Origin of the sequence: Nostoc sp. KVJ3 (assembly GCF_026127265.1) — a bacterium.
In the GTDB taxonomy this organism is placed as follows: domain Bacteria; phylum Cyanobacteriota; class Cyanobacteriia; order Cyanobacteriales; family Nostocaceae; genus Nostoc.
Genome location: NZ_WWFG01000002.1, coordinates 3,257,501 through 3,276,539 on the forward strand (window position 1 = coordinate 3,257,501; position 19,039 = coordinate 3,276,539).

A 19,039-nucleotide genomic window follows, 5' to 3' on the forward strand; every position below is an offset into this window, starting at 1 on the left:
GAATTGCTATGGCGCATTCGCGGTGATTTTCGCTTCGGAAAAGAAGATAAGGGTTTGCCTATCTGGGCTTTTGGTTTAGCACTGATGGCAATTGGCGGTATCGGATTACTCTGTGGACGATTAATTAAAGCCGCCGTCTCTCGCCAACGCGAATTTCTCGCCGATGCTTCTGCTGTACAGTTCACTCGCAACCCCAACGGACTTAACGGAGTTTTCCAAAAACTCCAACAAATGGATTCACGCTTGATATCGCCCGGAGCAGAAGCCGCTAGCCACATGTTTTTTGGCAATGCTCTTAACCCCTCTTTCTGGGACAGTATGTTTTCTACCCACCCACCTTTAGCAGAACGTATCCGCCGCGTTGGGGGTTTGAACGTCAGCAATTTGGCAGCAATGCCCTCTCGCAATCAAATGCGTTCCCCCTCCCAGGAATCTCTCACAATGGGCTTTGCTGGTGGTGAGGGCGATACACCAGGACAGGTTATAAACCAGGTGGGAAGCGTTACACCAGAGCATTTTGCCCATGCTCAAGGGCTGTTATCGCAGTTACCAGAATCCCTGCGTTTGGGTGTGCGGGAGCAAGAAAGTGCAATGGCGATCGCTTTTGCGTTAGCGTTAGATGCTGAAAATATCGAGATCCAAAAACGTCAAATCGCTTGGTTACGCGAAGTGCAGCCTACTGAGTTGGTAGAGAAAACTTTGGAATTGAGTAGCGAAATTAGCCAGTTAGATCCCAAAGTTCGTTTACCACTTGTAGATTTGGTAGTACCCGTTTTACGCCAAAATTCTGCCAAAGAATGCCAAAGGCTCTGCAAATGCATCCACGGTTTAGTTGTAGCTACCGGCAGTTTATCACTGTGGCATTTTGTGTTGCAGTTAATACTTTGGTATCGCCTCCAACCTAGTATAAATCCCACATCTACTACAACGGTAGAATTCACCTCCATCGAACAGATTTGGCCAGATAGTCTATTAGTACTGTCTGCAATTGCCCGTGTTGGGCACTCTCAACCAGATGCCCATATTGAAGACATCGCCTATGCTTTTCGTTCTGGAGTTTTTCGACTCCCCAAAGCCGGGGAGCAAGAAAAACCAGGCACACCGCTTATCTGTAATTTCACTGAGCTAAAGAGGAGTATTGAGCGGCTTCGTCTTGCCAGTCCTAAACTTAAGCAAGCTATTGTAGATGCTTGCGCTCACACGGTACTGTTGGATAATAAAGTTACACAGTCAGAAGCAGATTTATTAAGAGCGATCGCTATGAGTCTAGACTGTCCCATCCCGCCATTTTTAAACTCTCAGCGTAGTGTTTCAAAACACAAACAATCTTCTCCAAAGGGAAGGTGAGACGCAGTTATTTCTAACTATACAAATCTGATTTGTGAAAATTCACGGTGTTCAGATCCCCGACTTCTTTGAGAAGTCGGGGATCTAACTTTTCATATATAGTTATCCGATCAAAAGTATCATATTGTACAAAAATTATTGACATTGCCTAGAAGTATTAACTTACTTAAAAAAGTTTAGACAAAATGCCAGCATTCCAGAAATTTGATTGCTATATTAGATTAAATAACTATTCTGGCAAGGATTAAAAAACTGTGCGGGATGATTTACAGGGCTTGGAAATCAGTCAGTATGAACTGCAAAAACTGACTAATTTACCTGTCCACGATCGACTTTTAATCATTACAAATCCTCTTAAGAATTTAGCAAAACTATACATCCAAAAAATTAAAAGCTCGGAAGGAGCAACTGTAGTTTTTATTGGGTTTGCTACATTTGTTTTTAGCTATCTTTTATTTGATATTTTTCTAAAAATATTTGTATCCTGGATAACAATTCCATCCTGGATAGTATTAATTATCTTAGGTGTTTGGGTTGGTGGTCTGACGCAAACTATCTTATATTTAGTATGGACAAGTAGAAGTAAAAATGTCAAACTTAACATGACCAATTCTTTGCAAATATTGTTAAGTGATGTTGAAAGATATAATACTGTTATTAGAGCAATAGATATCAATGACCAAATAGAAGAAGCTGGAAATCCAGAAGTGCTTATCAAAGAAAGAGAGAGTGTTTTGAAAGCGCTTAAGCTTACCAAAGCAGATTTAGTTCGTGCTCTGAAGACAGAAAGGATTTTGAGAGAGAATAAGAATTTTATCCTTAGTAATACAGAGTTATTCGTCAATAATTTAGCAACTTTAACAGCCATGCAAGTAAATGAACAGGCTACTGAACATGGAAGGTTACTTAATGAAGCATTACAGATTGCATTAGATGTACAACATGAAATGAAAAGATTACAGACTCAGGGTTAAAATAATTCGTAGTTCGTAATGACGCTCGTTCATTGCTACCGCTTTGCTCTAATCGGAGTTAATACCTCTTCAGCTTGCCCCATTATAGATGGGGATTCAGACCTCAAGCATAGCGTAATTACGAATTGTTGGTGGCTTTTTCTATAATCCTTCCCAGGATTGCGATCGCCAGTCTAACATAAAGAATATCAAGAAAGCGATCGCTTACTGGCATGGATTGGAAAGAAGTCAGAGGTAACTGGGTAATCATTCCCCGAAATCCCATAGGTATCATTCATTTTTTAGGAGGTGCATTTGTCGCCACTGCACCGCACATCACTTATCGCTGGTTACTCGAACAACTGGCGAGTAAAGGCTATGTTGTAATTGCTACACCTTTCGTCAATACATTGGATCATACTGCGATCGCTAAATCCGTGCTGTTAAACTTTGACCGCACCCTCGAACGCTTACATGATTCTGGGGCATTACGCAAGCTTTACTTCCCCATCTACGGACTTGGGCACAGTATGGGCTGTAAGCTTCACTTGCTAATTGGTAGCCTTTTTCAAGTAGAACGTGAAGGCAATATTTTAATATCCTTCAACAACTACGCCGCCAAAGAAGCTATCCCCCTAGTAGAACAGTTCAATTCTACTTTGAAAATCGAGTTTTCCCCCTCACCTTTGGAAACTAACAAGCTTGTCCAAGAGCGTTACAATATCCGGCGCAATTTATTAATAAAATTTAGTAATGATACCATCGACCAATCAGCAGCTTTAACCAAAATCTTACAAGAACGCTTTGATAAGATGGTTACAGCACAAACGTTACCAGGAAATCACACAACACCTCTAGGTCAAGATATTAAATGGCAAACTGGAACATCTTTCACCCCCTTTGATGCATTAGGTCAATGGTTCAAGCAGGAAGCATACCGCGATTTGAACCAGCTAAAAAGTTCCATTCTCTTGTGGGTGAATCCTCTTGCACCTCCATAATATTTCATGATATTAAAAAGTAATGAATTCAACGCAAAAAGGGAAATGATTTAGTAAGTATCTCTGTATATAGAGACTTCCAATTAAAACAATACTCAACTACTTCTTGTGGTGTGTGCATCTCCCCCATTTTTAGCCAAAGACGCTCATGTTGCTCACCCCATAAGATCGGATAATTGATTTTTTGGAAATATCATCGACTATTAACTCATTAACCCACTCTATATTTTTATTTTCTATTTTTACCGCAACAAATTGTTAATGAGTATTTCCTAAAACTTTCTATGTTTCAAATACTAATAATTGATGATGATTATTCCATAAAAATACTTCTGAAAAGGATGTTAGAAAAACAGGGTTATGAGGTAGTTACTGCTAGTAGCGGCGAGGAAGGAATCGAAAAAGCGCTAGCTTGCCGTCCAGCACTAATTATTTGTGATTGGATCATGCCGGGTTTAACTGGTCTGGAAGTCTGCCACCGCATTAAGACAGATCCCAAATTTTTCACCACATTTTTTATTTTATTAACATCCTTAGATTCAGTTGCTGATTGCGTCAAAGGTCTAGATGCTGGCGCTGATGATTTTATCTCCAAACCTATCGAGCATAATGAATTACAAGCACGGGTAAGAGCAGGATTACGCCTACATCAATTGAGTAGAGATTTGCAAGCTCAAAAGTTACTTTTAGAATCAGAAATGTCAGAAGCAGCAGAATATGTGCGATCGCTACTGCCTCTTCCGATGACTGAACCCTTCAATATAGATTTCCGATTCATTCCCTCACGACAACTCGGCGGTGACTGTTTTGACTACTATTGGCTTGATGAAGATTATCTGGCAGTTTACTTACTCGATACTGCTGGACATGGACTCAAAGCTACTCTTCCCTCAGTTTCAGTACTGAATCTCCTACGTTCCCGTGCGCTTAAAGGCCTAAATTACTATCAACCTAGTGATGTATTGAAGGCTTTGAATGATACATTTCAGATGAATTATCAAAATGACAAATACTTTACGATTTGGTATGGAGTTTATAACCGAATCAACCGCCAATTAGTTTATGCTAGTGCAGGTCATCCGCCAGCAGTTTTAATCACAGGTATATCTCCCAGAAAATCTGAAGTTAAACTCTTGAAAACCCCCGGTATGCCAGTTGGGATGTTTCCAGAAGCCAAATATATTGATGGATTTTGCAATATTGAAACACTCAGCAGCCTTTACATTTTTAGTGATGGCGCTTATGAAATCACTAAATCAGATGGCAGTCTTTGGAGTTTGGATGCTTTTATTCAGTTACTGGTTAGCTTACAACATCCTGTTGATTGTCAACTCGATCGCGTACTGAGTTATTTAATAGCTCTGAACTCCAAAGATGCTTTTGACGATGATTTATCTATTTTGCAAATTAAATTTGATTAATTACGTATTGGAAACTAAAATCTGATTAAATGCGTCTTGATTGGGGAATATTTCAAATACTTTATCCATATTAGTCAGTTCAAACAATATTCTAACTTGCTCATTGATGGAGCAAAGAACAAGCTTAGTATCTGCTGCACGCAAGGTTTTAAAAGCTAATACTAAAGCTCCCAAACCTGAACTATCCATAAACGTTACATCTTTAAAATCAACTAAAACAATTTTCGCACCAATCTCCAGAATATCAGTGATGTTTTGTCGAAATTCTTGGGAAGTTGTGGCATTTAAATTACCACTAAGCTTAATAACTTGTACTTGTTCTCTCATAATTATGTCACGCTGATTTGTGTAAATGATGCTCTAATTTCGCTATTATATACCCATCATAGAACATTTAAAAATGCTTGCAAAATAAATTCTAAGATTAAGTATTGAATAAATATTGATAATTAATCTAGATGGATAAAAATCGAGTGTCAATATCTTAATCTGTTATTTTTGGGATTCCAAAAATAACATTAGTTTAGTTAAAGATAGTTTTATTACTAGGAAAAAATTGATTATAAATCCTATAAATAAGTCAGCATGGTAAAAAATATGTATGTTTTGATTTGTAAAAAGGTTGGAATGACTGATTGTTAAGCTGTTCGATTATTTGAGTTTTGTCCTACAGGTTGATTTTTTAATACCGACTTACTTGCATCTCAGTTATGTAGGTATATACTGATCTACAAGCTGAAGTAACTGCATTTCAGATTATTCCCCAAATATTTTTTTATTTATGTCCAATTACTTACATTATTGAAATAATTTACCTCTAGACTACCGCTCAAGAGCCAAAAATTTTGGTTTCAACAGCGCCAATCAAGCTCAAACCTAAACCAATGCTCTACTAGAAAGTTATCTGAGGCGATCGCCTCTACCATTTTAGTATTCCCAATATTTATCGTTTCTCAACAGACAACACAAAAATTCAGGAGTACTGGGTGCTAAAAATCTGTGCAACTAATATTCATTTCTTCGGCTTTTGAGCGATATGCGGCGCTAAATGATGGGTGAATTCCGCATACGACTAAACTCATTAGTTACACAACGCCAAAAAAAGTAGCTCTTGTGGATATTGAGATGAAGCATTTTCGTCAAATATTCCGATTGATTATCAGGAGTGCGAATACTCTTTCTATCAGCCCTCGAACCATCACACTAACTGCCTGTGTTTGACAAAACGCTCAAATTACCAGACTTCTCAAGTTTACTCGATGCGATCGCACAGCTTTACGATCCGACTATTTGTCACCTGAACAAGGCTAGGTTAGCAGTTGGGGTTGATATTTAATTTATGAAGGCGTTAGACTGTGTTGGCGTACCTCCTCCACAATTACAAGTATAAAATTGAACAGATGACAATTATTAATAAGTTGATTGAAGTTGAAACTGAGCCAAAAATTAATATTTATAATATCACACCACAAATCCAAGATTTTCTTGCTTCAACATCAATTAAAAATGGGCAAGCTTTAGTATTTTCTCGGCACACAACAACAGCTTTAGCTATCAATGAGAATGAAGTTAGATTGTTAGAAGATATAAAAGTATTCTTGCAAAAATTAGCACCAGAATCAGACTGTTATTTACATAATGACTTGCATTTAAGAGATGTACCAGAAGATGAACCGATTAATGCTCACTCTCACTTAATAGCAATGATGCTGACTTCTAGTGAGATAATTCCCATTGTAGATGGTAAATTAGCTTTAGGAACCTGGCAATCTATATTATTTTTTGAGTTGGATGGGCCACGAAAGAGAACAGTATTTATCCAAATTTCTGGTGAATAATGCAATTTCATACCTGCAATCTTCCCAAAAAAAACCAACGTCTGAGAGAATTAACAATACACCAACAAGTGCATCAGTTGGATTTACTTAAATCAATTAAAAATCTGAAAGAATGTTTTTAAGCATAACCTTCCTTTCCACAAACCAGGACTTTTATTGTGTCAAAGGTGGACTAAATTAGTTATGACAAATAACGATAATTTTGTATTACGTAATACTTGGTACTATGCTCTGCCTAGTAATCACATCAAGCCAGGTATGATGGTTAGCCGCATTTTTTTGGGTGAACCAGTGTTGTTAGTCCGAGATCAGGATGGCAAAGTCTCGGCGATGAGAGATATTTGTCCCCATCGGGCTGTACCCCTGAGTTGTGGCAGATTCAATGGGCAGGAAGTGGAATGCTGCTACCACGGTTGGCGTTTTAATCCGGCTGGACGTTGTACTGCAATTCCATCTCTTGTGGAGGAACAGCAGATAGATTTGAGTCGCTTTGATGTCCAGTCATATCCAGTCAGGGAAGCCCAAGGGAATATCTGGATATATATGGCCGCAGATAATTCTAAACCTGCTGCTCCTGAGATGGAAATTCCGGTAATTCCAGGGTTTAATGAGCAGCCGCAGTTAGTAGAGGTTGTCAGATTTCCATGTTTTATAGATCATGCAGTAGTAGGTCTAATGGATCCTGCCCATTCACCTTATGTTCATCGCGCTTGGTGGTGGCGAAATGAGCAACTACACGAGGAAGTCAAGCAATTTGATGCTTCGCCCTATGGTTTCACGATGCGACGACACCTATTACCAGACAATGGGGGTCGATTATATTGGTTGATTGGTGGTGGTAGGCCGGAAACGGAGATTTCTTTTCGTTTACCTGGAGTCAGAATCGAAGAAACCACCATTGGCAACCATCGAGTCGTTAATTTGACAGCAGTTACACCCATTTCAGACACAGAAACTGAGGTAACTTTTGCTATTTACTGGACAGTCCCTTGGATGAAATTTTTGAAGCCACTGATCCGTGTAGTGGCGCAAAGCTTCATTGGTCAAGACCGAACGGTTGTCGAAAAGCAGCAAATCGGCCTCAAATATAATCCTGTCCTGCGACTGATTAAAGACTCAGATATACAGGCGCAGTGGTACTACCAGTTAAAGCGGGAGTACGCCAGGTCTGTTGCTGAAGGACGAGAATTTGTGAACCCTGTCAAGGGTCAAATACTCCGGTGGCGTGCCTAAATTACTCTAAACCAAATTCTGCAAATTCTCTTTGTCCAAACAGCATATTTCGGTCTACTGCCGACAAAATTTTATTATTGGTGGGACTGCTATTTAAACAACGACCAACTAACTGCGCCACATCTGCACGATTGATGCTACCAATAATGTGCGGATCTTCAGTCAAAACACCATTACCTGTTGCTGGCTCTGACTTTAGTCCACCAGGACGGATAATTGTATAGGTAAGTCCACTGGCAATTAAGTGTTGTTCAGCTTTGTCTTTCTCAACTAAAACTGTTCCCAGTGCTGCTAAAACTTGGGGTGACAGAGCAACAACACTATTGCCGACACCAATGGAAGATACAAGAATAAACTTTTGCACTCCAGCTTTAACTGCTGCATCGATCAAATTTCTATTACCGGGGTAATCCGGCCTTTCCACATCTGATGGTAAACCACCAATTGTACTGATAACTGTGTGAATAGCCTCATTTGTCAGCATTGCGCTTTCTACATCGCCAACATTCAAAGCATCTCCCTGAACTATCTCGATACCGATTTTTTCTAGTTCAGCAGCAACTGCTGTTGTTCTCAGGAGTGCTTTAACCTTTAGCTGTTGCGCTGTCAGATATTGGGCAATTTCTCGACCAACCCCACGACTTGCCCCAGCTAGAAAAATATAAGATTCACTTGTCATAATTAGCCTAACTACTTACGCTCAAAGGATTTTATCAGAGGATTGGCAATATTTAATAATTGCTCAAGCATCACTACTGGAAAAGATGCTTTTTCTCGAGCAATTGACACAATTTCGATATTTTTTCGAGTTTACGCCCTGAAATCTCTGCTGGATAGAGAATCTTCAGATGAATAGTATCGTCAGGAGACTGGAAACCCTCAACTTTAGCGGCTTGGAAAAAAGCACGAACGAACTGTCATCTTTCCTAGAGTAATTATACTTAACCCAATTGTAGGAAGTATTTTGGTAAGCAATTGTGCCAATGTAGCAAATAACTTTATCTTTGGATTTACTTATGGCTAAAAAATCTCAAACAAATCTAGAGCAATACCAAGATGTCAGATTATCTGCCACCACAAGAATCTGGTTAATTACAGTTGCCATTCTTGGAGTTTGCGTCCCACTATCAGCTGTGACTAGAAGCGGTGCTATTCTTCCTTTAGTTGCTATTGCTGGCGCAGCAGTTGGTACTGTTGCTGTTTGGCGTTCTGATGAGCAAAAATCAAAAAATAACTATTTACAACAGCAGCAAATTGAACTGTTAGAGCAAAGATTAGCGAATTTAGAAACAATTGTGAGCAGCGATGACTTGAATTTGCAGATGAAAATTAAACAGATTGAGTCAAGAGATACTTTTGGCGACTCCTCGAATGTAAGTACAACATCCAGACAACCAAAACGCAAAGGTTAAAATTAGCCAATATTCACCATTTACACTAATTTCAGACGATATCCCGGAAAATAATCGTTACTGTGTAGTTTTTGTCTCGGTATTTGTTGACTTAATGTTCCCACAACCTTTAAAATTCATCTTAGATAAAACTTTACTTTGCAGCTAGAAGTGTTTCCCTAGAAACAGTATCTTGTTCTCTATCTCCGTTAGAATTGACTGACATCATTTAATTCTATATACTTCAACTGTATCAGTTTATGAAATGTCTAAGTGCTATCTATCTCTATATTTCCCGGAAACATTTCCTAATGGCTGTGTTTTATTAGACTGCTAACATTACTGAATTTTTAATTAACTAAGAGTTATAAACTTAAGTAATTGCATTGGTATAGCTCACCGTAGATATGCAATAGTTTGCCGCAGGAATGTAGATGGATTGGATTAGCTTACTTAAAGCTCAACAAACTGATTTCCTTCAACGTGTGAAAAAACCTAAAACTTATGACTTATCTTTACTGGAAAGTCAAGTCAAAGGTTGTCACACTGAAATTATGGCTTTTTGGGGTGAGCCATTGGCAAGACTGCAAGAACTTTCTCGCCAACAAGCAGAAGTTCTCGCCAGAAATCCGCCACCAACGCCGCCTGAATATCCTGAGCCTCCCGACTGGACGATACCTTTTCCCAAATACTTCCAGCAACAAGCCCAAGATTATCTTTTGCGAGAACAAATTGTCGATCGGGTGATAACTGAGCGCTTGGGTAAATTGGTAAAAAAGGTATCACAAGATACTTTGCAAAACATGACCTTAGATGATGAGGGAAATTTGTGTGGCGAAAGCAAATTTTCTTATGTCCTAAAAGATAATCCTCTGCTAAGTGTTCAAGTTTATGTTGCTGATGGAGAAAGTTTTAATGGTATTAAGAAAGACAAAATTAGGTGGTCGGTCACTCAAGAAGATTTAAAAAATCACCAAGTATTAATTTTTCTATGTTTATTTTATCCATATACGGGTAAGTTAGGATATGAAAAACAGAGCATAATTACAGGATTTTTACCGACAAATCAAATTGAACTTACTGAATCAAAGGTGTATGTAAGTCCGAGTAACTTGTTGTATGCAGGGGGATTGAGTTGGTATTTAGAATCACTTGTTGGTAAAAAAGACACGTCGCCATTAATTAATGAAAAGGCGATCGCAGATACAATACAGACTCTACCATCAGAGCATTGCCTTAAGGGTATAGTAGGCGACTGGGAATGCTGGCAAACTTTACAAGGACACAACAGAGGCATTAATTGTCTAGCTTTCAGTTCCGGGTGTAAGAATGGCAAAGCTTTACCCATATTGGCAAGTGGTAGTCGCGGAGAGACGAAACTCTGGGATTTAAGCAAGGGTGAATTAATAGATACATTATCAGAATATCCTTGGGTAATATCTGGGCTGGTGGATGAAATAAATTCCCTAGCTTTTAGTTCAGATGGACAGACTTTAGTCAGTTGCGGTGCAGATTCTACAATTAAGCTTTGGCACGTAGGTGCATTAGACTTGATAGATATTTTGCACAAACATAATGGCGTAGTAAGGTGTGCTGCTTTCACACCAGATGGCAGAATGTTAGCTACTGGCGGAGATGACAGAAAAATTCTGTTTTGGGATTTGATGCAACGTCAAGTTGCGATCGCACTTTCTTTAGATGATACAGCTGCTCATTCCCTAGTTTTGAGCCGAGACGGGCAAACTGTAGTTACAGGTAGCTACCGCAAAATCAAAGTCTGGCGCACCTTACCCCAAACGGGGATCAAAAGTTTAAAGGATGCACAGCCGTTGCATACCCTCATGGGTCATTCTCACATCGTTCGTTCCTTAGCAATTAGTGCAGATGGTAAAATCCTTGTGAGTGGTAGCTGGGATCAAACGATTAAAGTTTGGCAATTAGAGACTGGAGAATTACTTCATACTTTTAAAGGACATACAGATAGAGTATATGCGATCGCCTTAAGTCCTGATGGACAAATTATCGCTAGTGGTAGTGCTGATAAAACCATCAAATTATGGCATCTACAAACTGGGGAATTACTGGGTACATTTACAGGTCATGGGAATATAGTCACAGCATTAGCCTTCACAGCTTCCGGCGAGATGTTGGTTAGCGGAAGTTTAGATAAGACAATTAAAATTTGGCAACGGAGTTAGAAGCTAGAAAACTCTGTTCATCCAACTTTGATATTTGTTATGATTATTTTTTCCCCTTCAATCCAAAATTCAAAATCTAAAATTGAATGACCTTTTTTTAATTAAAAATTAAAAATTAAGAATAATAATAATTTTTAATTAATTAAATTGGGGTACAAGCCCCCACCCTTCGGGAATTAAAAATGCAAAATTAAAAATTAAAAATTTCAGAGAATCCCCTCAATTTTTAATTAATAATTTTTAATTTTTAATTGGAGCGAAGCGACTTGACTCCTAACTCCTAATTCCTATTCCCTGAGTTGGTATCCATACAGTAAAAATTGAGCCAATACTTATAGTTGATTCTACTTCAATTCGACCTCGATGAAGTTCTACAAGTTGTTTAGTTAACGCTAATCCAATTCCAGTACCTTCATAGCGGCGGCGATAGGGTGTATCGAGTTGCTGAAATTTCTCAAACAGTAATGGTAATTGTTCTTCGCGGATACCAATCCCAGTATCTTCCACTTGAAAAATAGCTGTATCATCCTCCACCCAAAGGCGCAAGGTAACATTACCACTTTCAGGGGTGAATTTAATCGCATTAGTTAACAGATTTGAGAGAATTTGTGATACTCGTTCTGCATCGGCGGTAAAGCGATCGCGCCTGGGATCGATTTGCAAATCAAGGTTAAGATTAATTTGTTCGCTTGTTGCTTTTTTTCGCAGTGAGTCTACAGCATTTTCAGCAACATTTACCAAAGAAAATTCCGAAATATTTAAAGCTGTCTTCCCAGCCTCGATTTGCGATAAATCGAGGATGTCATTAATCATTTCTAATAAATGTTCTCCACTGTCGTGGATTGTTTGCAGATAATCGCGTTGTCGTTGACTCAATTCACCCAAAGGCCAGCGTAACAAAGTAGACGACATCCCAATCACATAAGTTAAAGGTGTGAGTAATTCGTGACTGATAGTAGCGAGAAATTCACTTCTGATCCGGCTAGCAGCTTCGGCGGCGAGGAGAGCATCACGTAGTCCAATTGTGCGTTCAATCACTCGTTGTTCGAGAGTTTGTTTTTCTTGAGTGAGGGTTTGCATTAACTCAGCTTGGTGAATTGCGATCGCTAATTGTTCTGCTACGGAAGTCAGCAAGTTTTTTTCACTTTTAGACCACTCGTATGGATTATCGCACTGATGAGCAATCAGTAAACCCCACAATTTATTCTCAAATATAATTGGTGCTGCCAACTTAGCCCTAACTTGGCTTTCCCTTAAAAAATTTAACAAACACTCTTCTAGAGCATAAGTTTTTTCGACATCATCCACAGCTAAGGTAAAACCTTGGCGATACTTCTCCCAACATTGAGAGGTTCGCATAAAGCAATTTCTTTCTGTGTAATTCAATACCGATATAATAGCATCTGTAGCACGGGCTTCATAGACAATATAACCCCCATAGTGTTGATGTTCTTCTAGTAGGGGTTGATTATTTAGTGAGATAGAAGTTGAGTGTTTACCGTTACCTTCGTGTGTAAAAGACTGGTATTGTTGAGTCTTGACTTTAGAACCTTGAAATTTATAAATTACTAATCTGTCTAATTCTAGAAACTCACGCACCTGTGTAATCGCCGTTGCCATAATTACTGGCAAATCCAGGCTTTTGCGGATCTGTGTTGTTACCTGATTCAATAGCCGTTCTTGGGAAATCTGTTTTTTTAAAGCATCTTCTACTGGCTGACAGATATAAACTGCCGGTGCAGTTGGGCTTGGAGGTGCTATTATTTCTTGGTTTGGCTGAGTTAGAAGATATTCTAATAGCAACAGCGAGAACTTACTTTGGACGGTAGCATTATTAGACCCAATAATTTGGCAATAGTGTTCGAGATTTCGGTGAGTGGAGGAATCGCACTCAAACAAGTCTCTTAATTTGTGAATAAAGGAAGCGATCGCCTCTAAATTAAATGTAAATTTAGCATTGAGTTCAGAGTCCTGAGTAGGTAGTTGTTCTCCCTCCTCTCCTCTATTTCCCTGCTCCCTTTGGTCAAAATTCCCTAACAAAAGCGCACTAAATTGCTCAGAAACCACCAAAGTAAACCTTAGCCTTTCCCATTCCCCAGACATACAAATGCGTGCCAACACACCTTCTGTCAGTACTAGAGTGGCACTTTCTACCGTTTGAGCCATCTGTTCCAACAATTCCCCAAGCTGATTAAATACAACAATAGGCAAGGTTCGAGAAAAGCTCAAATCAGGAGAACTAAGCATTTTTAATCATTACTGGTAAGAGGGGCAAATGCAGGGGAAAAGTTTTTTTTGATTATGTACTAACCAACAGTTTAAAACGGTAATACAGCATTATGCATCGTACAACTAGCATATCGGGTGGATGGAATCAGTCAGAGGGTTTAATTTTTCTAGAACAAACTCCAGCACCTTTTGTATTGATTACGGCTGCTGATACCGACATTCAAACTTTGGCAGTTGCAGTTACAAAATTACCTGCACAATTTCCTGCCTTAAGAGTCGCCAATCTGTTGCAATTGCAGCAACAGTTAAGCATAGATACTTATGGAGAGCAAGTTTTGGAACTTGCCCAAGTAATTATTTTGCGCCTATTAGGAGGACGTTCTTACTGGGGTTATGGCTTAGAAGTAGTCCAAGAAATTGTGCAACGTAATGGTAGAACCCTCATTGTAATGCCAGGGGATGACGCTTTTGATCCCAACTTAATTTCTCAGTCTACCGTACCTTTAAGTGTTGCTAATCAGGTATGGCAGTATTTTAGCGAAGGCGGCGTAGAAAATTTTGTTAATGCTCTTCAATTTATTTCTGACACTTGCCTGTTAACTGCATACAATCCTCCACTGCCCCAGCCGATTCCGCGTGTGGGATTGTATGAATGGGGAGTGGGGAGTGGGGAGTGGGGAGTGGGAGCAGGGGAGGCAGGGGAGGCAGGGGAAGAAGGGGACAAGGGGACAAGGGGACAAGGGGGACAAGGGGAATTAGAGAGTGATTCATCCACCTCAGAAGCTCAAGGCTTCCAATGCCCAATGCCCAAAATCGGCATCCTCTTCTACCGTGCCCATTATTTAGCAGGAAACACTAAAGTAATTGATGCTTTATGCCAAGCCTTGGTACAGAAAAATTTACAACCAGTGCCAGTGTTTGTTTCCTCACTGCGTGAACCCGATGTCCAAGCTGAGTTGAGTGAATTTTTCCAACCCAAAGAAGCCGAATCAATAGCTGTGCTGCTAAACACCACCAGCTTTTCTCTAGCACGGCTAGAAAGCGAAACACCCCAAACTGAACTATGGGAAAAATTAGATGTGCCTGTGTTGCAGGTAATCCTCAGTGGCGGCTCAATTGAACAGTGGGAGTCACAATTTCAAGGGCTTTCTCCCCGCGATATTGGGATGAATGTGGCGCTACCAGAAGTAGATGGGCGAATTATTACTCGTGCTGTGTCTTTTAAATCCGTACAAACTCGTAATCCCCATTTAGAGACAGATGTGGTAATTTATGAACCAGTCAGCGATCGCATCGAGTTCGTTGCTAAACTAGCAGCAAATTGGGCGCGTCTGCGTTCCAAACCACCCCAAGAGCGGCGAATTGCCCTCATTCTGGCAAACTACCCCAATCGCAATGGCCGCCTCGCCAATGGTGTGGGACTGGACACCCCAGCTAGTTGTGTAGAAATCCTGCAAGCTTTACATCTAGCTGGGTATGAAGTAGAAAATCCACCTGCTCAAGGAGATGAGTTGATTCAACGGCTGACAGATGGTGTAACCAACGATCCAGAAGGTAGAGAATGGCTTCCAGTATACCAAAGCGTCTCTTGGGAAGAATATCAAGAATATTTCGCTTCATTACCACCAGCAGTTCAGCAAGGTATTAGTGAACGTTGGGAAATGGGGCATGGGGATGAGGAAGATGAAAAAGCAAGGGAGCAGGGAGCAGCGAGCAGCGAGCTAGGGAGAAGAGTTTTCCCCCTGCCCCCCGCACCCCGCCCCTCTGCCTCTTTCCCCGTTCCTGGAATTCAACTCGGCAACATCTTTGTGGGAATTCAGCCAGCAAGGGGTTATGATAATGACCCCAGTTTGAATTATCATGCGCCGGATTTAGAACCAACTCATGCTTATTTAGCTTTCTATTATTGGGTTAGAGAATGTTTTGGTGCTGATGCTGTAGTTCATGTGGGAAAACACGGAAATCTCGAATGGCTACCCGGTAAAAGTGTAGCTTTATCCAGTAATTGTTATCCAGAAGTGGCTTTTGGCGCACTTCCCCACTTGTACCCGTTTATTGTCAACGATCCTGGTGAAGGTTCTCAAGCTAAACGCCGCGCTCAAGCGGTGATTATAGATCACTTAACGCCGCCAATGACTCGTGCAGAACTCTACGGTTCTTTGCAACAGTTAGAAAATTTAATTGATGAGTATTATGAAGCGGATAGTTTAGATCCTTCGCGTTTACCAGTAATTCGCGATCGCATCCACGAACTGGTAATTAAAGAAAATCTCCATCTAGATTTAGGAATCTCAAATGAAACAGAAATTTTTAATTCTGAATCTTTAATTTTGAATTCTATCGGTGGCTATCTTTGCGAATTGAAAGAAGCCCAAATCCGTGACGGGTTGCATATTTTTGGGCAATGTCCCCAAGGAAGGCAACTGCGAGATTTAATAGTAGCGATCGCTCGCATCCCCAATCGCCATTCTTCAGGTATTACCCGTGCGATCGCTCAAGATTGGGGTTTAGACTTCGATCCCCTCACAGCCGATTTGTCAATGCCTAGTGGTGAATATTCGCTAGTCAATGGCACAGAATGCCGCACCATCGGCGATATCGTCGAAGTCCTAGAAGAACACGCCGCCCTTTTAGTAGAACAACTAATAAATCAGGCCTCTTGTACAGACGCGATTCATCGCGTCTCTCCCCCCAGCACAGACGCGATGAATCGCGTCTCTACCTGGATACGCGATCGCCTCCTTCCCGCCTTACAACAAACCCCCCAAGAAATTACCCACTTATTACACGGACTCGATGGCGGATATGTCCCCAGTGCCCCATCTGGCGCACCCACACGCGGCCGCCCAGAAGTTCTACCAACAGGGAGAAACTTTTATTCTGTAGATATTCGTGCCATTCCCACAGAAACAGCTTGGGATATCGGTAGAAAAGCTGCTGAAACCCTCGTGGAATATTACACTCAAGAGCATGGCGAATATCCCAAAACACTAGGTTTATCATTGTGGGGAACAGCCACCATGAGAACAGGCGGTGATGACATTGCCGAAGCCTTGGCTTTACTCGGAGTCCAACCTGTGTGGGATGGTGCAGCGCGGCGAGTAGTGGATTTTGAAATTTTGCCCCTAGCGATTTTGGGACGGCCTCGTGTAGATGTCACCTTGCGAATTTCAGGATTCTTCCGCGATGCTTTTGGCAACTTACTTGACTTATTCGATCAAGCCGTATCAGCAGTAGCAGATTTAGATGAACCGCCAGAACAAAATCCCCTAGCGGATGCAGTTCGCCAAGATACTGAATTGTGGACAAGCCAAGGATTAACTATACAAGAAGCCGTGGTGCGATCGCGCTACCGGATCTTTGGTTCTCGCCCAGGTGCTTACGGCGCAGGACTCCAAGGTTTAATCGAATCGCAAAACTGGACAGATGACCAAGATTTAGCCCGCGCGTACATTAACTGGAGTTCCTACGCCTACTCATCGGGAGCAGGGGCAGGGAAGCGGGGAGCAGGGGAGGCAGGGGGAGCAGGGGAGGCAGGGGAAGCAGGGGGAGCAGGGGGAGCAGGGGGAGCAGGGGAGGCAGGGGGAGCAGGGGAGGATAAAATTCCCAATGCCCAATGCCCAATACCCAATACCGAAGCCTTTAAACAACGCTTATCCCAAATGCAAATTGTCCTGCACAATCAAGATAACCGCGAACACGATTTACTCGATTCCGATGATTATTATCAATTTCAGGGTGGTTTAACAGCAGCCGTGCGTTCTCTGCAAGGGAAAAATCCTCAAACTTATTTTGGTGATAATTCCATACCCGCCCAACCACGAGTCCGCCAACTCAAAGAAGAAATAGCGCGAGTGTATCGTTCTCGCGTAGTTAATCCCAAATGGATTGCCGGAGTCATGCGCCACGGTTACAAAGGTGCTTTTGAAATGGCAGCGACAGTAGATTTTTTATTCGCCTACGATGCAACAGCTAAATGTGTCGAAGATTATATGTATCAAGGCATAGTAGAGGCTTACTTGCTCGATCCAGTTGTGTCAGAATTTATTCAGGAAAAGAACCCTTACGCTCTGCGTGATATTGCTGAAAGATTATTAGAAGCACATAAGCGCAATTTGTGGGAAGATGTAAGCATAGAAACATTAGAAGCTTTGAGGAACCTAGTACATCAAGCTGAAGCAGTTATCGAAGAAAAATCAATGGTGTAGGAAACAAATATGGAAAATCTTGCGTATTTGCACCTAGCTTTCGCCTACGAAGACAGCAACCCCAGTGAATTGGTATCCCTCAGTTCTTTGTTTAACAAAGCAGCTGCGCCAGACTGGAAACGGCTTTCTGGTAGGGCTTGGAAGTATATGTTGCCCCTTGCTCTGTCTTTATCCATTCTTGGCGCTGTTAGTAGCGTCATAGCACTGGAAACAGGCGATCGAGGCCCTTCTGTCCGAAATCTCCAACAAAAGTTAAAAACAGCAGGTTTTTACCAAGCTTCTGTTAGCCAAGTATATGATGTATCCACACAAGAAGCTGTACGGCGCTTCCAAAAGGCTGCCGGTTTGCCAGTGGACGGCATTGTTGGCGCAAGCACCCTGCAAAAATTAGAAACCTGGCAAGCTAAAAAGCCCAGTACTACGACTACACAAGCTAAAAAAGCCACTGTTGTCAGTACACAAGCCAAAAAGCCCAGCACTACGAGTTCAGCTAGTTCAGCCACCAGCCAGCACCGCAATCCCAACTACCTTGCCAAGGGAGATGAAGGTGAAGATGTCAGAGTTTTACAAGAACGCTTAAGAGTCGCAGGTTTTTATTACGGAAATGCCACAGGAATATTTGGCCCAATTACCGAAGAATCTGTCAAGCGCTTCCAAGATTCTTACAAATTAAGCGTTGATGGAGTTGTTGGCCCAGCAACATTGCGGAAATTGCCGGGAGTTGGTATCGGTGATGGAGAAGAGGCTGCTCCCAAAAAGGTAGTCAATCGAGATAAACTCCGTGTAGGCGATCGCGGTGAGCCAGTTAGAATCATTCAAGAACAATTGATCCAGGCAGGATATTTAGAGGGAGAGCCAAATGGCTATTATGGCCCCTATACTGCCGATGCTGTCCGCAGATTTCAAACAGCAAACTTTTTGACAGCAAGTGGCGTTGCTGGCCCAACTACGCGAGCTAAGTTATATAGCTCAGTTAATACTACTAGCAAAAGCGAATTTAATACCCTAGAAATTCAAACGCGACTTAGGGAACGGGGTTTTTATAAAGGCAAGCTGAACGGTGTAATGGCAGATGACACCAAAAAGGCGATTAAACAAGCCCAGGAATTCTACGGCATCAGCCTCAAGGATCTGAAGAGCGGACGCTTTTAACATCCGCTTTGGTGTTGTTAGTATCAGTTCCCAACTCGTTGCTAGCCTCTAGTAACAGCAAATTACGA

Annotated in this window: 14 protein-coding genes (1 of these 14 only partly in view); 11 read left to right on the forward strand and 3 right to left on the reverse strand. The window is 41.2% G+C overall.

Annotation, left to right across the window (positions count from 1 at the left end):
- The 4 genes from GTQ43_RS30100 to GTQ43_RS30115 all read left to right on the forward strand — a co-directional run.
- Window positions 1-1,347 carry the 3' portion of a M48 family metallopeptidase gene (locus tag GTQ43_RS30100; RefSeq protein WP_265276294.1) on the forward strand. Its footprint begins 303 nt before the window's first position, so the window shows 1,347 of its 1,650 coding nt (coding positions 304-1,650); its start codon lies off the left edge, out of view; it ends in the stop codon at window positions 1,345-1,347.
- 254 nt (window positions 1,348-1,601) lie between these two features.
- Entirely contained in the window at window positions 1,602-2,321 is a 720-nt protein-coding gene (locus GTQ43_RS30105) for a hypothetical protein (protein ID WP_265276296.1), read from the forward strand.
- A gap of 212 nt (window positions 2,322-2,533) precedes the next feature.
- A complete protein-coding gene (locus GTQ43_RS30110) occupies window positions 2,534-3,301 on the forward strand; it encodes a DUF1350 family protein (protein ID WP_265276297.1) in 768 nt (255 codons plus the stop codon).
- 284 nt (window positions 3,302-3,585) lie between these two features.
- Window positions 3,586-4,722, forward strand: a complete 1,137-nt coding sequence (locus GTQ43_RS30115; RefSeq protein ID WP_265276298.1) for a SpoIIE family protein phosphatase — start codon at window positions 3,586-3,588, stop codon at window positions 4,720-4,722.
- Here the strand turns inward: GTQ43_RS30115 and GTQ43_RS30120 are convergent, their stop codons facing one another.
- Window positions 4,723-5,049, reverse strand: a complete 327-nt coding sequence (locus GTQ43_RS30120; RefSeq protein WP_265276299.1) for an STAS domain-containing protein — start codon at window positions 5,047-5,049, stop codon at window positions 4,723-4,725.
- Between the two features lie 886 nt (window positions 5,050-5,935).
- Here GTQ43_RS30120 and GTQ43_RS30125 point away from each other — a divergent pair.
- The 3 genes from GTQ43_RS30125 to GTQ43_RS30135 all read left to right on the forward strand — a co-directional run bounded on the left by GTQ43_RS30125 (window position 5,936) and on the right by GTQ43_RS30135 (window position 7,793).
- Entirely contained in the window at window positions 5,936-6,058 is a 123-nt protein-coding gene (locus GTQ43_RS30125) for a hypothetical protein (RefSeq protein ID WP_265276300.1), read from the forward strand.
- A gap of 64 nt (window positions 6,059-6,122) precedes the next feature.
- On the forward strand, window positions 6,123-6,560 hold the full coding sequence (locus GTQ43_RS30130; RefSeq protein WP_265276301.1) for a secondary thiamine-phosphate synthase enzyme YjbQ: 438 nt from the start codon (window positions 6,123-6,125) through the stop codon (window positions 6,558-6,560).
- A gap of 183 nt (window positions 6,561-6,743) precedes the next feature.
- The gene (locus GTQ43_RS30135) at window positions 6,744-7,793 is read left to right on the forward strand and encodes an aromatic ring-hydroxylating oxygenase subunit alpha (protein ID WP_265276302.1); all 1,050 of its coding nucleotides are present in this window, start codon (window positions 6,744-6,746) and stop codon (window positions 7,791-7,793) included.
- 1 nt (window position 7,794) lies between these two features.
- Here GTQ43_RS30135 and GTQ43_RS30140 read toward each other — a convergent pair whose 3' ends face one another.
- Complete coding sequence (locus GTQ43_RS30140) at window positions 7,795-8,472, reverse strand: SDR family oxidoreductase (RefSeq protein ID WP_265276303.1); 678 nt, start codon at window positions 8,470-8,472, stop codon at window positions 7,795-7,797.
- Between the two features lie 337 nt (window positions 8,473-8,809).
- Between GTQ43_RS30140 and GTQ43_RS30145 the strand changes: the two genes are divergently transcribed.
- Entirely contained in the window at window positions 8,810-9,205 is a 396-nt protein-coding gene (locus GTQ43_RS30145; protein ID WP_265276304.1) for a hypothetical protein, read from the forward strand.
- Between the two features lie 413 nt (window positions 9,206-9,618).
- Window positions 9,619-11,382, forward strand: coding sequence for a WD40 repeat domain-containing protein (locus GTQ43_RS30150; protein ID WP_265276305.1), 1,764 nt, complete (start codon window positions 9,619-9,621; stop codon window positions 11,380-11,382).
- A 273-nt stretch (window positions 11,383-11,655) separates the two neighbouring features.
- Here GTQ43_RS30150 and GTQ43_RS30155 read toward each other — a convergent pair whose 3' ends face one another.
- Window positions 11,656-13,629 (reverse strand): GAF domain-containing sensor histidine kinase, encoded by a 1,974-nt coding sequence (locus GTQ43_RS30155; RefSeq protein ID WP_265276306.1) that lies wholly within the window; start codon window positions 13,627-13,629, stop codon window positions 11,656-11,658.
- A 92-nt stretch (window positions 13,630-13,721) separates the two neighbouring features.
- On the opposite strand from GTQ43_RS30155, the gene cobN reads away from it, so the two are divergent.
- Together cobN and GTQ43_RS30165 are read left to right on the forward strand one after the other, a co-directional pair.
- Entirely contained in the window at window positions 13,722-17,819 is a 4,098-nt protein-coding gene (gene cobN, locus GTQ43_RS30160) for a cobaltochelatase subunit CobN (RefSeq protein WP_265276307.1), read from the forward strand.
- Window positions 17,820-17,828: 9 nt separating this feature from the next.
- Entirely contained in the window at window positions 17,829-18,971 is a 1,143-nt protein-coding gene (locus GTQ43_RS30165; RefSeq protein WP_265276308.1) for a peptidoglycan-binding protein, read from the forward strand.
- The last annotated feature ends 68 nt before the right edge of the window (window positions 18,972-19,039 follow it).